General features: G+C 41.5%; 13 protein-coding genes. 10 read left to right on the top strand and 3 right to left on the bottom strand.

The features are described from left to right. The first annotated feature begins 8 nt into the window (after positions 1 to 8). From GO495_RS25460 to GO495_RS25450, 3 genes are read left to right on the top strand one after another with little or no spacing between them, the layout of a single operon-like run. Positions 9 to 1,073: a DUF5013 domain-containing protein gene (locus GO495_RS25460; protein ID WP_170302725.1), complete on the top strand. Its 1,065-nt coding sequence runs from the start codon at positions 9 to 11 to the stop codon at positions 1,071 to 1,073. Next, complete coding sequence (locus tag GO495_RS25455; RefSeq protein WP_157302769.1) at positions 1,073 to 1,873, top strand: glycoside hydrolase family 16 protein; 801 nt, start codon at positions 1,073 to 1,075, stop codon at positions 1,871 to 1,873. Before GO495_RS25460 ends, GO495_RS25455 begins: the two co-directional genes overlap by 1 nt. A gap of 3 nt (positions 1,874 to 1,876) precedes the next feature. Beyond that, positions 1,877 to 2,821, top strand: coding sequence for a glycoside hydrolase family 43 protein (locus GO495_RS25450; RefSeq protein ID WP_157302768.1), 945 nt, complete (start codon positions 1,877 to 1,879; stop codon positions 2,819 to 2,821). Between the two features lie 41 nt (positions 2,822 to 2,862). Here GO495_RS25450 and GO495_RS25445 read toward each other — a convergent pair whose 3' ends face one another. Continuing rightward, a complete protein-coding gene (locus GO495_RS25445; RefSeq protein WP_157302767.1) occupies positions 2,863 to 3,162 on the bottom strand; it encodes a helix-turn-helix domain-containing protein in 300 nt (99 codons plus the stop codon). 12 nt (positions 3,163 to 3,174) lie between these two features. Next, on the bottom strand, positions 3,175 to 3,705 hold the full coding sequence (locus tag GO495_RS25440; RefSeq protein ID WP_157302766.1) for a hypothetical protein: 531 nt from the start codon (positions 3,703 to 3,705) through the stop codon (positions 3,175 to 3,177). Positions 3,706 to 4,121: 416 nt separating this feature from the next. Between GO495_RS25440 and GO495_RS25435 the strand changes: the two genes are divergently transcribed. The 3 genes from GO495_RS25435 (at position 4,122) to GO495_RS25425 (ending at position 5,829) form a co-directional block, all read left to right on the top strand. Continuing rightward, entirely contained in the window at positions 4,122 to 4,586 is a 465-nt protein-coding gene (locus tag GO495_RS25435; protein ID WP_157302765.1) for a hypothetical protein, read from the top strand. 15 nt (positions 4,587 to 4,601) lie between these two features. Next, positions 4,602 to 5,318, top strand: coding sequence for a DUF2071 domain-containing protein (locus GO495_RS25430; RefSeq protein ID WP_157302764.1), 717 nt, complete (start codon positions 4,602 to 4,604; stop codon positions 5,316 to 5,318). Between the two features lie 64 nt (positions 5,319 to 5,382). Further along, the gene (locus tag GO495_RS25425; protein WP_157302763.1) at positions 5,383 to 5,829 is read left to right on the top strand and encodes a GyrI-like domain-containing protein; all 447 of its coding nucleotides are present in this window, start codon (positions 5,383 to 5,385) and stop codon (positions 5,827 to 5,829) included. 239 nt (positions 5,830 to 6,068) lie between these two features. Here GO495_RS25425 and GO495_RS25420 read toward each other — a convergent pair whose 3' ends face one another. Beyond that, on the bottom strand, positions 6,069 to 6,965 hold the full coding sequence (locus GO495_RS25420) for an EamA family transporter (protein ID WP_338075464.1): 897 nt from the start codon (positions 6,963 to 6,965) through the stop codon (positions 6,069 to 6,071). Positions 6,966 to 7,364: 399 nt separating this feature from the next. Between GO495_RS25420 and GO495_RS25415 the strand changes: the two genes are divergently transcribed. From GO495_RS25415 to GO495_RS25400, 4 genes are all read left to right on the top strand, one after another. Then, positions 7,365 to 8,984: a tetratricopeptide repeat protein gene (locus tag GO495_RS25415; RefSeq protein WP_157302762.1), complete on the top strand. Its 1,620-nt coding sequence runs from the start codon at positions 7,365 to 7,367 to the stop codon at positions 8,982 to 8,984. Positions 8,985 to 9,173: 189 nt separating this feature from the next. Beyond that, positions 9,174 to 11,945, top strand: a complete 2,772-nt coding sequence (locus tag GO495_RS25410) for a TonB-dependent receptor (RefSeq protein ID WP_170302724.1) — start codon at positions 9,174 to 9,176, stop codon at positions 11,943 to 11,945. Between the two features lie 12 nt (positions 11,946 to 11,957). Beyond that, positions 11,958 to 13,313, top strand: a complete 1,356-nt coding sequence (locus tag GO495_RS25405; protein ID WP_157302760.1) for a right-handed parallel beta-helix repeat-containing protein — start codon at positions 11,958 to 11,960, stop codon at positions 13,311 to 13,313. A gap of 6 nt (positions 13,314 to 13,319) precedes the next feature. Next, positions 13,320 to 14,639 carry a histidine-type phosphatase gene (locus GO495_RS25400; protein ID WP_157302759.1) on the top strand — a complete coding sequence of 440 codons (1,320 nt, stop codon included), beginning with the start codon at positions 13,320 to 13,322 and terminating at the stop codon, positions 14,637 to 14,639. The last annotated feature ends 94 nt before the right edge of the window (positions 14,640 to 14,733 follow it).

The following is a 14,733-nucleotide window of genomic DNA, read 5'->3' as shown; positions in this document are numbered from 1 at the left end:
TGAGCACTATGAAAAAGTTAAGTCTGTTCTTTTTAGTATGCATCTTTTTTGCGTGTAATAAAGAAGAAACGAAATACGGTATTACTAATATTTTCATGCCACAGGCTGTGAATCTTTCCGGTGGGATTAATGCTAATTATCCTGTTCCTACAGGTACGGATTCATCTACGTTTAATTATTATCTGGAGAATAATAAGATAAATGTCATATTAGGTGTTTCCCGCTCGGGCATGCAGGTGTCTGAGGGATTCTCTGTGGATATTGTTACGAATACGGATACGGTTAACCAGCTGTTGGCAAATGGTATTTTAGATGCAACTACTATGCTGATGCCTGCGGATATGTACACATTACCTGCTGCTGTATCCGTGGATAATGGTAAAAGTCAGGCTACTTTCAGTCTGGCGATAGACGTTGATAAGATTAAAGGTAGTCAGTATGTAGGTAAGAAACTGGCATTGGCAGTATCTATCAAAGGGAAAGGAAAATACGAGGTAGCATCAGCATTATCCACTACTATTGTGATCGTAAATGTGGATGCGCTGGTGATTGGGCCAGCTGTGAATATTACAGCTGGATATATAAAAAATGCAGGTCTGCCTTTTATAGCTTCCGCTATGAGTTCGGGTGGTCGTTGGGGCACACTGGCCGACTGGACAGCCAACGCGGCTGCTAAAAGTCATGGTGGCTATGGGGGATTTGCCAGTGATAATGGCGGTACAATGGACCTGGAATCCGGCTGGGGATCGCCGGCTATTCATAATGGCAAGATTTATCAGACCACTACATTACCTGCCGGGACATACACATTTGACGTTTCTAATTTGCAGTGGCAGGGAACGCTGGATCCTGCTTATATTGTGGTAGCGCCGGGGATGGATTCTATTCCTGATTATGGGGATATTGTTGGTAATACATCGATCTCTTATACTTTGTTTACGGCTCCTTTGGTAACGTTTACTTTAACACAGACAACGAATGTAACTGTAGGTTTTGTGGTAGATTATATCAAGGACCAGCAGGGATTCAAGATCTATAATGTGAAGCTATTAAATTATCCTAAGCATCTGTAATGAAACAATTAATCTTCTTTGCATTTTTACTGTATGCATATGCAGGTACGGCCCAGTATAAACTGGTATGGTCAGATGAGTTTAATAAGGATGGTGCGCCTGATACGAAGAACTGGCGGCCGGAAACCGGCTTTACCCGTAATGAAGAGTTGCAATGGTATCAGTTATCCAATGCTTACGTTAAAAAAGGGTTGCTCATCATTGAGGGGCGTAAAGAGCATCTGCCTAACCCTGCTTATATAGCAGGTAGTACAGACTGGCGCAAGAGCCGTCCTTTTATTGAATACACAGCAGCTTCCATTAAAACAGAAGGGCTGCAAAGCTGGAAATACGGGCGTTTCGAGATGCGGGGCCGCATCCCCATAGAAGAAGGTCTGTGGCCTGCCTGGTGGACGCTGGGAGAAGCCGGGCAATGGCCTTCCAACGGGGAGATCGATATCATGGAATATTACAGAGGCAAACTGCTGGCTAATATAGCCTGCGGGACCGCTACTGCTTATAAAGCGGAGTGGTACAGCACTTCCACACCTGTAAATGCAGCCTGGGCGTCTAAATTCCATACATGGCGTATGGATTGGGATGAAAACGCCATCGCTTTATTTGTAGATGACAGTTTATTAAATAAAGTAGCGCTGAGTAAATTGCAGAACAAAGATGGCACTGGTATTAATCCTTTCAAACAACCCCACTACATGTTATTGAACCTGGCGCTGGGAGGTATCAATGGCGGGGACCCTGCGCATACCATATTCCCCAGGAAATTTGAAATAGATTACGTTAGAGTGTATCAAAAACAATAGAACATGAGGTTATTCATCATATTATTACTGACGCCGTTATTCACCTTTGCACAATTCAAGCCGGATTCTATCTGGTATGATACCAAAGGAGATACCCTCAATGTGCATGGTGGCGGTATTTTATATGATCACGGCACTTATTACTGGTTTGGTGAAAAGAGGGGTAAAGGTGCTTCCGAAGGAGTGACGGTTTATTCTTCTTCAAACCTTTACAAATGGACATATGAAGGCATGGCCCTATCCACTGTAGAAGGCAGTGACATTGAATCTGGTTGTTTAATGGAGCGCCCAAAAGTGATCTACAATAAAAAGACAAAGCAATACGTGATGTGGTTTCACCTGGAGCTGAAAGGCAAAGGATATGCCGCAGCCCGTGCTGCTGTAGCGGTGAGTAATAAAGTAACAGGCCCATATAAATACCTGCAAAGTTTCCGTCCCAACGGTAACATGTCCCGCGATATGAACTTATTCGTAGACGATGATGGTACTGCCTATCACATTTATTCCTCCCACGAAAACTGGGATATGCGCATTGCCCGTCTGAGTGACGATTACCTGTCATCTACTACGCAGGACTCTCTACTATTCAGCAAGCAGCGGGAAGCTCCTGCGCTATTTAAGTATCATCACAAGTATTATCTTATCACTAGTGGTTGTACAGGCTGGGCGCCTAATAAGGCAAGTATTCATGAAGCGGAGAGTCTTTTCGGCCCCTGGAAGTTAGCCGGTAATCCTATGACAGGCCCTCACGCAGACATTACTTTCTATGGGCAGTCTACCTTCATTTTACCGGTTCATGGCAAACGGGATGCGTTCATTTATATCGGTGATAAGTGGGACCCAAAAAACCTGAAGAACAGCCGTTACCAATGGTTACCGGTAACATTCAGAAATGATAGTGTAGAAATAGCGTGGAAGGATATGTGGGATTTAAATGTGTTTAAATAGATGATCAGAGGGATTATTAGCTAAGATAATAATCCCTCTGATCATCCTGCTTTCTTCTTCGGCTTCCTGGGGAATAGGTCGCTTGAGGTATATATAATAGGCTCTCCAAGTTCTGCTTCCAGTTTGGCTATTGTTTTGAGTGTTAAATTATGATTCCCTTTTAACCATTTATTGATCTCTGAAGGACGTTTATTCATTTTCTCTGCCAGATCTTTTTGAGTATAGCCTTTTTCCTGTAAAATCTGATTTATCCTTATCACAATATCTGTATATTGCCGTACAAAGATCCTTATTTCTTCAGGGGTTTCTTCCAGTATTCGATTTGCGACTTTACTTCTCATTTCATTATGTTTTTATAAAAAGATTTCTTCATCTCCGTTATCTGTTAATATTTTTCTTTTCCTATTATCTACAATAATTTCCTTATTCCTAAGTGCTTCCTCTATTCTTGTGGCGAACTGGCATGCTCCTCTCCATCTTAAGGACAGATTTTTGCTTGCCTGATTTGTTTGTGCAGATTTAACGTCTCCATTAAACAACACTACCAGATCTGGTCTATTATTAACTCTTAGCGCGTACAACCTTAATGGAAAGCTTGGGAACAGAAATACGATTTCACAAACAGTAACTTTACCTTTATTAGGAAGGGCTATAACCTCGTTCTCAAACCTGTTAAATAACAAATCATTGGCTCCATGATCTTCTCCAATACTATCAAGAATATAGCTTAGTAATATTTGAGTAGATTGTTTAAACTCAGGTATTGCAGCATATTTATTAAAGAACTTATCAGTCTCGTTTTCTGTGGAATCTTCTGTTCGGACAGTATAAAACGTACATTTACCAGCTTCGGTATCCCATATTTCCAATGTAAATGCATTCACTTATAAATGAATTTAAAAAATTAATTTGAGGTACTTGGTTCTATTTTTTCACCATTAAAAATGGTCTAAAAGAAGCGCGAGCCTAATTAATATTAGATGTAATTCAAAGCGATCTTAAAAAATGAACAAAATGAACAGGTCGTTCGTGCAGATGGCTATCTCTATTGATAAATCGTTATCAATTTTTTAGCTTTATAATTATTTTGATGAAAGTTTTATCGGTTGATTTATTTTCGAAAATAAATACATAGTTTTGTTTTAGAGAGATGTAAAATCTGTTATTTACTTCGATAGTGTTCTCTCATTTTCTCCCCTGCGATATTTTTAGTATGCTATAGGAGTACCTGGTTTAAACAACCACTGGTAGCCGGTTTACTATGTGAAAAAATTAATTATTAATTGAAAAATTGAATAAAATGGAAGAGTTATTAAATCGTAAAAAAGAACGCCGGGTGAATAGTCTTGTTTTTTTAAGAAGACATGTGCTGTTCTTTAACTTTTTTTATTTATTGTTTACCGGGCAGGTAAGTAAACATATTATTTATCGTATCATTATTGTTTCATCCACAACTTTAATTATGAGTTTGTTTGTTAATCCATTATTGTTCTGCATGGCAGGTGGCGTGGCCTTGGAAATTACAAGGCTGGTTCAGTATTTTACTACACCTGAAAATAAGAGAAAGATGCAGTATAGCGCAGGCGTGCATATCTTTTTCTTTTTTGCTACGCTATATTTTAGTGCGCTTATCGGAATTGTGTATTTCGATGATGTGCATGTTGCTTATAACAAAGCATTACTTATGCAAACAGGTGCTTCTGCACCGGTAATCATAAAATCTTTGACTGATAGTATACCTAAATCGGTTACTTTTAGGCAATAGAAGTTCAGTTGCATTATGAAATTACCAATCATACATGGGTACATTGACCGGCGGATATTGGTCAATTTTACAGCAAATCCAGAAGATGTAAGGAAGATCATCCCTGCACCCTTCCGGCCTAAGATCTATAAAGACAAGGCGATAGTTGGAATATGCCTTATCAGGCTAAAGCATGTTAAGCCCAAAGGCTTTCCCGACTTTATGGGTATTGCTTCTGAAAATGGTGCCCATCGTATTGCAGTTGAATGGGATGAGGATGGAGAAACTAAAGGAGGTGTTTATATTCCTCGCAGAGATACCTCTTTAGGATTAAATGCATTGGCCGGAGGCCGGATATTTCCGGGCAAACATCACAAAGCAAGATTCAATGTGTTGGAAGGTGAGGGTAAATATCATGTAGACTTTACCAGTTCTGATAATACCAGCATTTCTATCGATGCAAAGGAAAGCAGTATTTTTAAGCAGGATTCCATTTTTAATACATTGGAGAATGCTTCCGCCTTTTTCGAGAAAGGAGAGAAGGGGTATTCTCCAAATGGAAACAAATATGAAGGATTAAAGTTGCAGACATACACATGGAAGGTAAGTCCGCTGGAAGTATCTGCTGTGCAATCCAGTTTTTTTGAAAATGAAACCATATTTCCCAAAGGATCTGTTCATTTTGATAATGCACTATTAATGAAAGGGATAGAACATGAGTGGCATAGTATGGCAAATAAACGGAGCATTTAATTTAATCACCTACTGACATAGGGTTGTCACTGCCTCCCCCAATATTTGCAATAAATAAGAAAAGATGGATACTCAAGAGCTCAAATCATTTAATATTATTGGTATTGCAGTAAGGACCTCCAATGAAAACGGACAGGCTGGGATTGATATTCCTGCACTCTGGGATAAGTTTATATCAGAAGGGATAGCAGATAAGATTCCAGGTAAGGTTGATAATACTATTTACAGCGTGTATACAGAGTATGAAGGCGATTTTACAAAGCCTTATACTACTGTACTGGGTTGTAAAGTGAACACACTGGATACTATTCCTGAAGGAATGAAAGGAATTGTGATAGAAAAAGGGAGGTATATCAAGCGTACAACCGAGGTAGATAAAGTGTTCGAAGAATGGACCAGGATATGGAATTCTGACATCCCAAGGGTTTATACAACCGATTTTGAAGCGTATAGAGAAAAAGGACAAAATCCGGAAGAGGCAGAAGTTGCTATCTTTATAGCAGTTAAATAGTAAATGTTAGTATAAATGATCGTCTATTGTTATTCTTCCCCATGTAAAAAAATGTATCTCCTTCAAAAGAAGTACACGAATAAACACCCCCGGCCATTAACCGGGGGGTGTTTTAATAAACCCTGCACATTAAGGGAAAACAGATAAACTATCTGAATCTGACATTTAAACCGTTTTCTGTAATTCCATTTTGAACTCAAAAGTAGTGGTGTTCTTTATGTCACTTATCTGGAACATAACTAATCTGTTTTTTGGGTTATTAATGATTTGTAATAATTCATTGCTGATATTGCTATCAGCATAATTAGTATTCCTACTATCTGTACAGCACTTGTACGTTCATTTAGAACAATAGTTGCACAAATGATCGCAACAGGAAGTTCAACTGTCATAAGAATAGAACTGACCCCTGCACCAATCTTCGGGATGCCCGCGGCGAAAAGAGCTGTGGGAATAGAAGTTCCGATTACAGCAAGAAAAACGGCAATAAGCGCAAACTCATAACTGAAATGGCTAACAGCGAGGATAGTATTTGCATTAACTATAAAAATGGTCAATGCAGAACCAGTCATGATCATCGTACTCTTTGGTAACCAATTCACATCTTTTCCGACCCTGCTGTTTGCTACTATGTAAATTGCATAGGTTAAGGATGAGCAGAGAACGAATGTGATACCTTTCCAGGAGAACGATATTTTTTCTGCGTAAAAAAGGTTTCCTGCCATTATCGTACCGATAAGGATAAAGACAACAGTTAGGAGTTCCGGCTTGCCTGGCTTTTTTCGGAAAATACCCCATTCCAATAAAAGGCTGAACCAGGTAAACTGCATCAGGATCACGATAGCAAGTGATGCCGAAATATAGCTTACCGACTGATAGTACAGATAATTGGTGAGCCCTATGGTTCCTCCCGTGATCAATAGGGGGATTACCTGCTTTTTAGAAAGGTTTCGCGTTCCCCTTTTGCGTGATAGCAATAGGAATATACCCAGAAAAACTGCTGCCAGCAATGCCTGCGAAAAGGAGAGCTCGGCAGCATTATACCCCCGGGAATAGAACAGCTTCACGAAAGAAGACATAGTCCCATACATGGCTCCCCCGGCGAGAACCATCAATATATATTTGAGATTTTTCACTTCAAGATTGTTTTAAAATAATACTTAATTAACCACATAGTAGAGTTAGCGGCTAAACAACCTCGAAAGTTGACATAAAAACATGCAACAGGTGCATTTTTGCAGAAATGCAAAAATGGTACGGGAAAAATACCGGTTATTCAGCCTTTAGGCTACCGGAGGAGGGGTAGTTGAAGAAAAAAGTCTGTACATGGGTCTTTTTAAAGATTTGAAACGAATGTAATAAGAATATTTTAAACTCAGAGATTGACAATAATTTTGAAGCGGAATTTTCCAGATTAGCTTCTGTATAAGCGCTTTCTGACGATCCTTAACAATCACGTAACATTAAACGCTTTTCTTTGCCTGCAGCTTACGATTAACCTCCCGGGACCGGAGGACGGATATTTATTTCCAATTATGAGAGTATTCTTTGTTTTAGCAGCTTTTGCGCTTGCCATAACGGTGAATGGGCAGGATAAGAACTTTACAGAAATCACTTACACCAAACAACTCAGTACACAACTTCCTGATTCAGCCCTGCTGGAACTAAAGAAGATGTACGATAAAGCCACCCGGCAAAAAGATCCCCTGACTATGGGAACCTCCCTGCAACGCATGGGGAATATCTGCTATTACTTAGGGAACTATCCACAGGCGCTCGACTTCCACCTCAGGGCAGATAAGATCTTCCGGGAACTGGGAAGGAGAGAACTCCTGGCAGGGAACCTGAATGATATGGGTATCCTGTATTATTATAACCGGCAGATCGCTTTAGCCAGAAAACAATATGAAGAGGCTTTGTCGATTTACCGGCAAACGAGGAATGATGAGGGACTCGCGGGTACTTATGGACGTATAGGCCATCTGTATGAGAAACAAAGTAAGTACGACAGCGCCTTTTATTTTCAGCGACTGGCCCTGCTACAATATAGTAGGATATCTAAAAAGGAAGGTATCGCCAAGATCTATGAGAATTTGGGCAGTATTTATGAAGACCTGGCGAAATTTGACTCTGCCCGTTATTATTACCAACACTCTTACGACCTCTATGAACAGTCCAGAGAAGACGTATCTATTATAGAAGTACTAAATAACCTGGGAGATATCTACCGGAAAACCGGTCATTATAATGAAGCGCTGGTCCAGACCAGAAGAGCGCTCGCCCTGGCAGAAAAAGCAAATGATCTGTACGAAGAAGGGGCTGCTTATCACGATCTTGGAAAGACATATAGCCTGCTAAATGAAAAAGACAGTGCCTATCACTACCTGGAACTTTCCCGCCGGGCAACAATAGATATCTATTCTGCCGAAAACAATCGCCAGACGGCCTTTTTAAGCGTATTGTTTGACATAGGCAAGAAAAATGATGAGATCGTAGCACTACAACATGCCAGAGACATCAATATCATTATAGCCATCGCCACTACCGTTGTTATCTTATTATTACTGGTGCTGGGATGGGTCATCATCAGCCGGCAGCGATTAAAAATAAGGAACGCCGGTATCCTGGCCCTGCAAAACAAACAGATGCACGATGCCCAGCAGGAATTGATGCAAACGGCACTGGAGAATAAACAACTGCTGGAAAACAAGCTGGTACAGGACCTGGAAATAAAAGGGAAAGAACTGACCTCACACACACTGCACGTTATCCAGAAAAACCAACTGCTGGAAGATCTGCGTAACCGCCTGGAAATAATGGCCAAAGACGATAAACGGGACCAGAAAAAACAAATCCAGCAACTCATTCAGCAGATCAATCTCAATTTCAACTACGACGAATACTGGACAGGCTTCCGGGAGATCTTTGAACAGGTACACCAGGAATTCTTCGCTAAACTGAAAGAAAGGAGAGATGACCTTACTTATAATGATATACGCCTGGCCGCCCTTATCAAATTAAACCTCGATTCAAAAGATATGGCCACTTTATTGGCCATCTCACCAGATAGTCTGAGGGTATCAAAGTATAGACTAAAGAAAAAACTACTGCTGGAAGAAGGAGAAAGCCTCACTTCATTTATCAATTCTTTATAACGTGATGTTACGGTAACAATTTGTTAATGTAGCGCATACTGCCTTTAGGGATATTGATTATCAATAGTTTATTTTTTCATGTTCACTACCTGTATACGCCCTTGTTCACGATGTATCATTTTGTATACGGTGGTTTTTACGCTTACTGTTTGCCTTTACTCACATTTGCAGCATCAAAAAACTGCTACAATGAAGCGATTATTTTTTCTGTTTATCCTGTTGACGGCGATCGGGTTTTCTGCCCATTCGCAAAAAGTCAGCCTCAGCGGTCAGGTAGTTGATAAACAATCCGGAGAGCCTTTACCGGGTGCAACTATCAGTGTAGAAATCTCAGAGCAAAAGCATTTTATCGTTTCCGGCCTCAATGGAACATTCATTTTAAAGAATCTTCCCAATGGTAACTGGAAAGTAAAGGCAGTATATGTTGGTTACAACACTTACAAGAATGAAGTAACCGTAAGCGAAGCAAAGAACATGGTCATTGAAATGGAAAGAAAAAGCAATGACCTCTCAGAAGTAAGCGTAAACGGTAAACATGATAAAAGCACAGACGCATCTGCCATGCAGGCGGATAGAAAGGCTACCCTGGTGCAGAACTCCGTTTCTGCCCGTACCATAGAAATTTCTCCGGACCTCTCCGTAGCAAATGTAGTGCAGCGTATTTCCGGGGTATCCCTGGAAAGAAGCACAAACGGTGAAGGTCAGTACCCTATCATCCGCGGTATGGACAAACGTTATATCTACACCCTCGTGAATGGTATTAAGATCCCTGGTCCGGATAACAAGAACCGTTATGTGCCATTGGACATCTTCCCGGCAGACCTGCTGGACCGCCTCGAAGTCGTGAAATCCCTTACCCCGGACAGGGAAGGGGATGCTATCGGAGGTGCGGTAAACATGGTGATGAAAGATGCACCGAACCAGTTAAGCGTAAAAGCGAATGTAGCCGCAGGATTCGCGGGTAAATTCACCAGCGAGGACTTCACCACCTTCGATAACAGCGCCAGCCTGGATCGCTCCCCACGTGCCACTAACGGTACCAGCTACCAGGCAACCATGAAAGATTTCCCGAACAGCGCCTTCTCTCATGCTGATAAACATAATCCTATTGCATCATTATTAGGATTATCTGTAGGTGGTCGTGTATGGAAAGATAAACTGGGCATCATCGTAGCAGGTAGTTATCAGAATAATTACCGCAATGTAAATTCTGTGTTCTTCGGTACTGAAACTGACATGAACAACGGAGATGCTAAAGTAACCGGCATCGAACAGAGACAATATTCCATACAACAGCAGAGAAGCGGTTTACATGCTAAACTCGATTTAAAGATCGATGATAATAATAAGATCAAACTGTATGCTGCTTACCTCAACCTCGATAAAAACGAATTCAGGAGTGCCTCGGATACCAATCTGCAATTAGGCAGAACAGGAGCCGGTACAGGAAGGATCAGCAACAGCTACAGAACTTATCACGATGTACAGCAGATCTTCAACGTGACATTAAACGGTACGCATAAGATCACGAAACATTTCGGAATGGACTGGTCCGCCGTATATTCAAAAGCCAGCGATAACCGCCCTGATGAAGCTACCCTTGGCCTGGTAACAGGTGTATCAAAAGATGCTAACGGCGCGTTAGTACAGGCTCCTTTAAATCTTGACCCGGTATCTCACAGGGAATTCTCCCGTAACTCGGACGAAGATAAAAGCGGTTACCTGAACTTCACCTATAAATCAGAAATAGGGAAAGCAGATGTAGACTGGTCAGTAGGTGGTATGTACCGTAATAAAACCAGGACCAGCAGCTACGATGATTACAGCCTGCGCCCTACAGATCCAAGTAACCAGGTATATGACGGCGATATCTCCCATAATAATTTCTCCGTATTCAATGGAGAAGGAACGGTTGATAATGCATTGAATTACGATGCAACAGAAAACGTAGGCGCTGCGTATGCGATGGTAAAGATCAGCTTAAAGAAATTTGAACTGACAGGTGGTGCGAGATATGAGAATACAGACCTTTCCTGGCAAAGTGCTGTACCTCAGACCGTAAAAGGCAGAACCGGTTCTATCACTTATTATGATGTATTGCCAAGCGCATTGCTGAAATATTCACTGAATAAGAAACAGGCGATCCGCCTTTCTTATTATTCTGCTATCAGTCGCCCTAATTTCTACGAAGTAATCCCTCATAATGGTGGAGATCCGGATGCTGATTACCAGGAAATAGGTAACCCTAACCTGAAAAGAACGACAGCAGATAACTTTGACCTGCGTTATGAATATTTCCCTAAAGGATTAGACCAGTTACTGGCAGGTGTGTTCTACAAAAGGCTGAACAACCCTATTGAATATGCACTGGAAAATGTAGGAACAAATACCTATTATACACCGGATAATTTTGGTAAGGCCAGTAACTACGGAGCTGAACTGGATATCACTAAGTATTTCAGATGGTTTGGTATAAAAGCAAACTATACCTATACGCATTCTGAAATCACTACTTCGAAAATTAAATACTACAGCACCAGTACGGGTACTTCTCAGATGACAGTAAATCAGAGCCGTCCGTTACAAGGGCAGTCAGCGCATATCGCGAATGTATCCCTGTTATTTAAAGATGATAATAAGTTAGGATTGAATGCACAACTGGCATTGGGTTATACCAGCAGAAGGATCAACACGGTATCTCAGTTCCTGGATAATGATATCTGGCAGAAAGCATTTACACAGATGGACTTCTCCATAGAAAAGAGAATTACCAAACGCTGGTTTGTATATGCTAAGGTGAATAACATTTTAAATACGCCTTATCAATTAGAGATCAGACAGCCTTATACCGGTAGTGGAACAGTAGGTGCAGTGCCTCATCAGGAACTCGGTAAAAATACATTTGTGCGCAAGGATACCTACGGATCTAATTACCTGTTAGGTGTAAAATTCAAACTCTAAACATTTATTACCATGCAAAAAATACACTTATATATAGCGTCAGCGCTTATTCTGAGTGCCTGTCATAAAGAGGAATCAGTAAAAATATCAACGGCAGTTATTTCTGCCGGTCAGACTATTACTTCGGATACGCTTACCGGTTCTGTTAAAGGGACCCTGGGTACCGGTAAAACGTACTACTTTAGCTCAGATATCACCATCAATGCCGGCGATACCCTGCTGATGCAGGCCGGTTCTAAACTGGTGGCCCTGGGAGATGGTAAAAGCACAGCAACCAGTCCGCAAATCACCTGTAACGGTACTTTTATCAGCTTAGGTACAGCAGATGCGAATAATTACATTACAGTAGTGGACAGTCTGCGTACAACTGCCAGCATCGGTAAAGGTTTCTGGGGAGGTATCCAGTGTGGTGCTACCAGTGGGGACGTGATCATCAAATGGACACATCTGGAGTTTGCCGGCGGACCAGCAGGTGCTTCCGCAGACCCGGCGGTATTTGCAGCAGGAGACCCCAGGAACTTCCTGTCTTATACCAATATTGATGGAAATTGTATCATAGAAGACTCCTGGTTCTATGGCAGTACGGATGATGGCATCCGTATCCTGCATGGGAAGGTGAGTGTGATGCGTAATACATTCGAAGCCTGTGCCAAAGCAGGTGGAGAGTCCCTGAATTTAAAGGCGGGTTCCGTAGGAGATGTAGCGTACAATGTTTCAATAGGAGGAGCCACCAATGCATTCAAGGTATCTAACAGTGGTGGTAGTACGGTGCAGACAAATGTATACGTATATAACAACACTATTTTAAACAGTGGTATGCGTCAGGTGAAATCGGGTCGTGGTGGTTCGATCAACTATGAAAAGGGAGCACAGGGCAAGATCTATAATAACATGATCATCAACTGCCGTTATGGTCTGAGGATCACGCCGGATGCAGATACGCTGCACATCACTTACAATAATAATTTCTTTTATTCTAATGCACAGTACCAGATAGCCGCGTTTTATACTTCAGATGGAAGAGGGGTAAAACAGAGCAATGATATCATGAGTACAGCGCCTAAAACCAATAATCCGCTGTTTGCTTCGTATGATGTGGACCAGTTTGATTTTTCCGCTGTAAAGCCACCACTGGATATCTCTGCCATGCCGTTGACCATTATCACTGCTGAACAGTATAATTTCAGTCTGTTACCGGGTTCTCCGGCTCTTCGTAAAGGAGAAGCGGATATATTTGCAGCACAGAAAGTAGTGCCACAGGGTGGATTGTATGGCGCTACTACCGATGCCCCTGGTGTCGATATGGGCGCTTATCAGTCGGACGGATCAGGAAACAAGCATTATACTTCCAGCCTTTTATCTAAATAAACAGGGATGAGTAAGAATTGGAGTCTGCTGCTATGTTTGTTTATTACATTAAATACATACGCGCAGGAAGCAGGGACAAAGACACCCTACAAATATTCAAATCAGCAGTATACGCCTGCACCAAAAGGGTTCCAACCGGTGTTCATAAACTATGTGGGCAGGCATGGTGCAAGGTTTCTGACAAAAGCAGGAAGTGATATTATCTTGTTAGATGTATTATCGCAGGCGGAGAAAGAACATGCGCTGACAAAGAAAGGTGCATTATTAAAGGCGATGGTCGTCCGTTTTCTGTCCATAGAAAACAATAATTACGAGAACATCACTTTGCTGGGAGAAAGAGAACAGGCAGGGATAGGCGCACGTTTATACAGTAATTATAAACCTGCTTTTAAAGGCCGTGGACTGGAAGTACAGATTACGCATAAAATCAGGACTAAACAAAGTGCAGATGCCTTCCTGCGTCCTTTCGCGGGATATAAAAGGGATTTTGCCTTAGTAAAGGATTCTGATGAGAACGTGTTACGGTTTTATGATCTGTCGCCTGCCTACCAGGCATTCAAAAACGGCCTGTCAGTGCAACTCGATTCTCTTGAGAAAGACCCAAGGACACAGCAGACTGCGGCCGGTGTATGTGCAAAGATCTTCACTGGTACTTTTATACAAAACGGTGTAAAGGTAATGGTGCGTCAGAAACCGGTGTTAATAGATGCTATAACTATCGCAGATTACATCTATGATTTATACAGTGTTCAGTTTTCAATACCATTGGAGATGAAGAAAAAGGGATATACCAGGGATAGTATTGATTTCGGGATCGTATTAAATCAAAAGGAACTGCAATGGTTCAATTTTAGAAATGGTGCGGCCGATTTTCTCGAAAAGGGGGCAGGTACAGATACCCTGGGTATCCAGGTGAGGATCGCAGCTCCTTTGCTGGCAGACTTTCTGAACAGCACCGAAAACGCTAAAGGGAAAGATGCAGTGATGCGCTTTACACATGCAGAGGCTATTTCTCCTTTTGCGACCCTGTTGGGAATACGCAGTGCCAGTATCCCTGCTGCATCGGTGTATGATTATAACAAGCACTGGAAAACATCTGGCATTATTCCTTTAAGCGCCAATATCCAGTGGATCATCTATTCCAATGGAAAAGAAGATCTGGTGAAAGTATTACTGAATGAGAAAGAAGTAGCATTGCCAATAAAAACCGCTCACTTCCCTTATTATCGCTGGGAAGACATCAAGCGTTATTACCTGGAAAAGCTGCAAATGATCCATACGGATCCTGCGGCAGATATGCATCAGTATTTACTGCAATTAAAATAAGATAAAAAGAACCGCTCTGAAAGGGCGGTTCTTTTTATATATAAAACCGAACATATTGGTAATGAATAATTAATTAAACTGATCACTACTGGCT

Source organism: Chitinophaga oryziterrae (genome assembly GCF_009758125.1).
Lineage (GTDB): Bacteria > Bacteroidota > Bacteroidia > Chitinophagales > Chitinophagaceae > Chitinophaga > Chitinophaga oryziterrae.
This window is presented reverse-complemented; position numbering and strand designations above follow the sequence as displayed.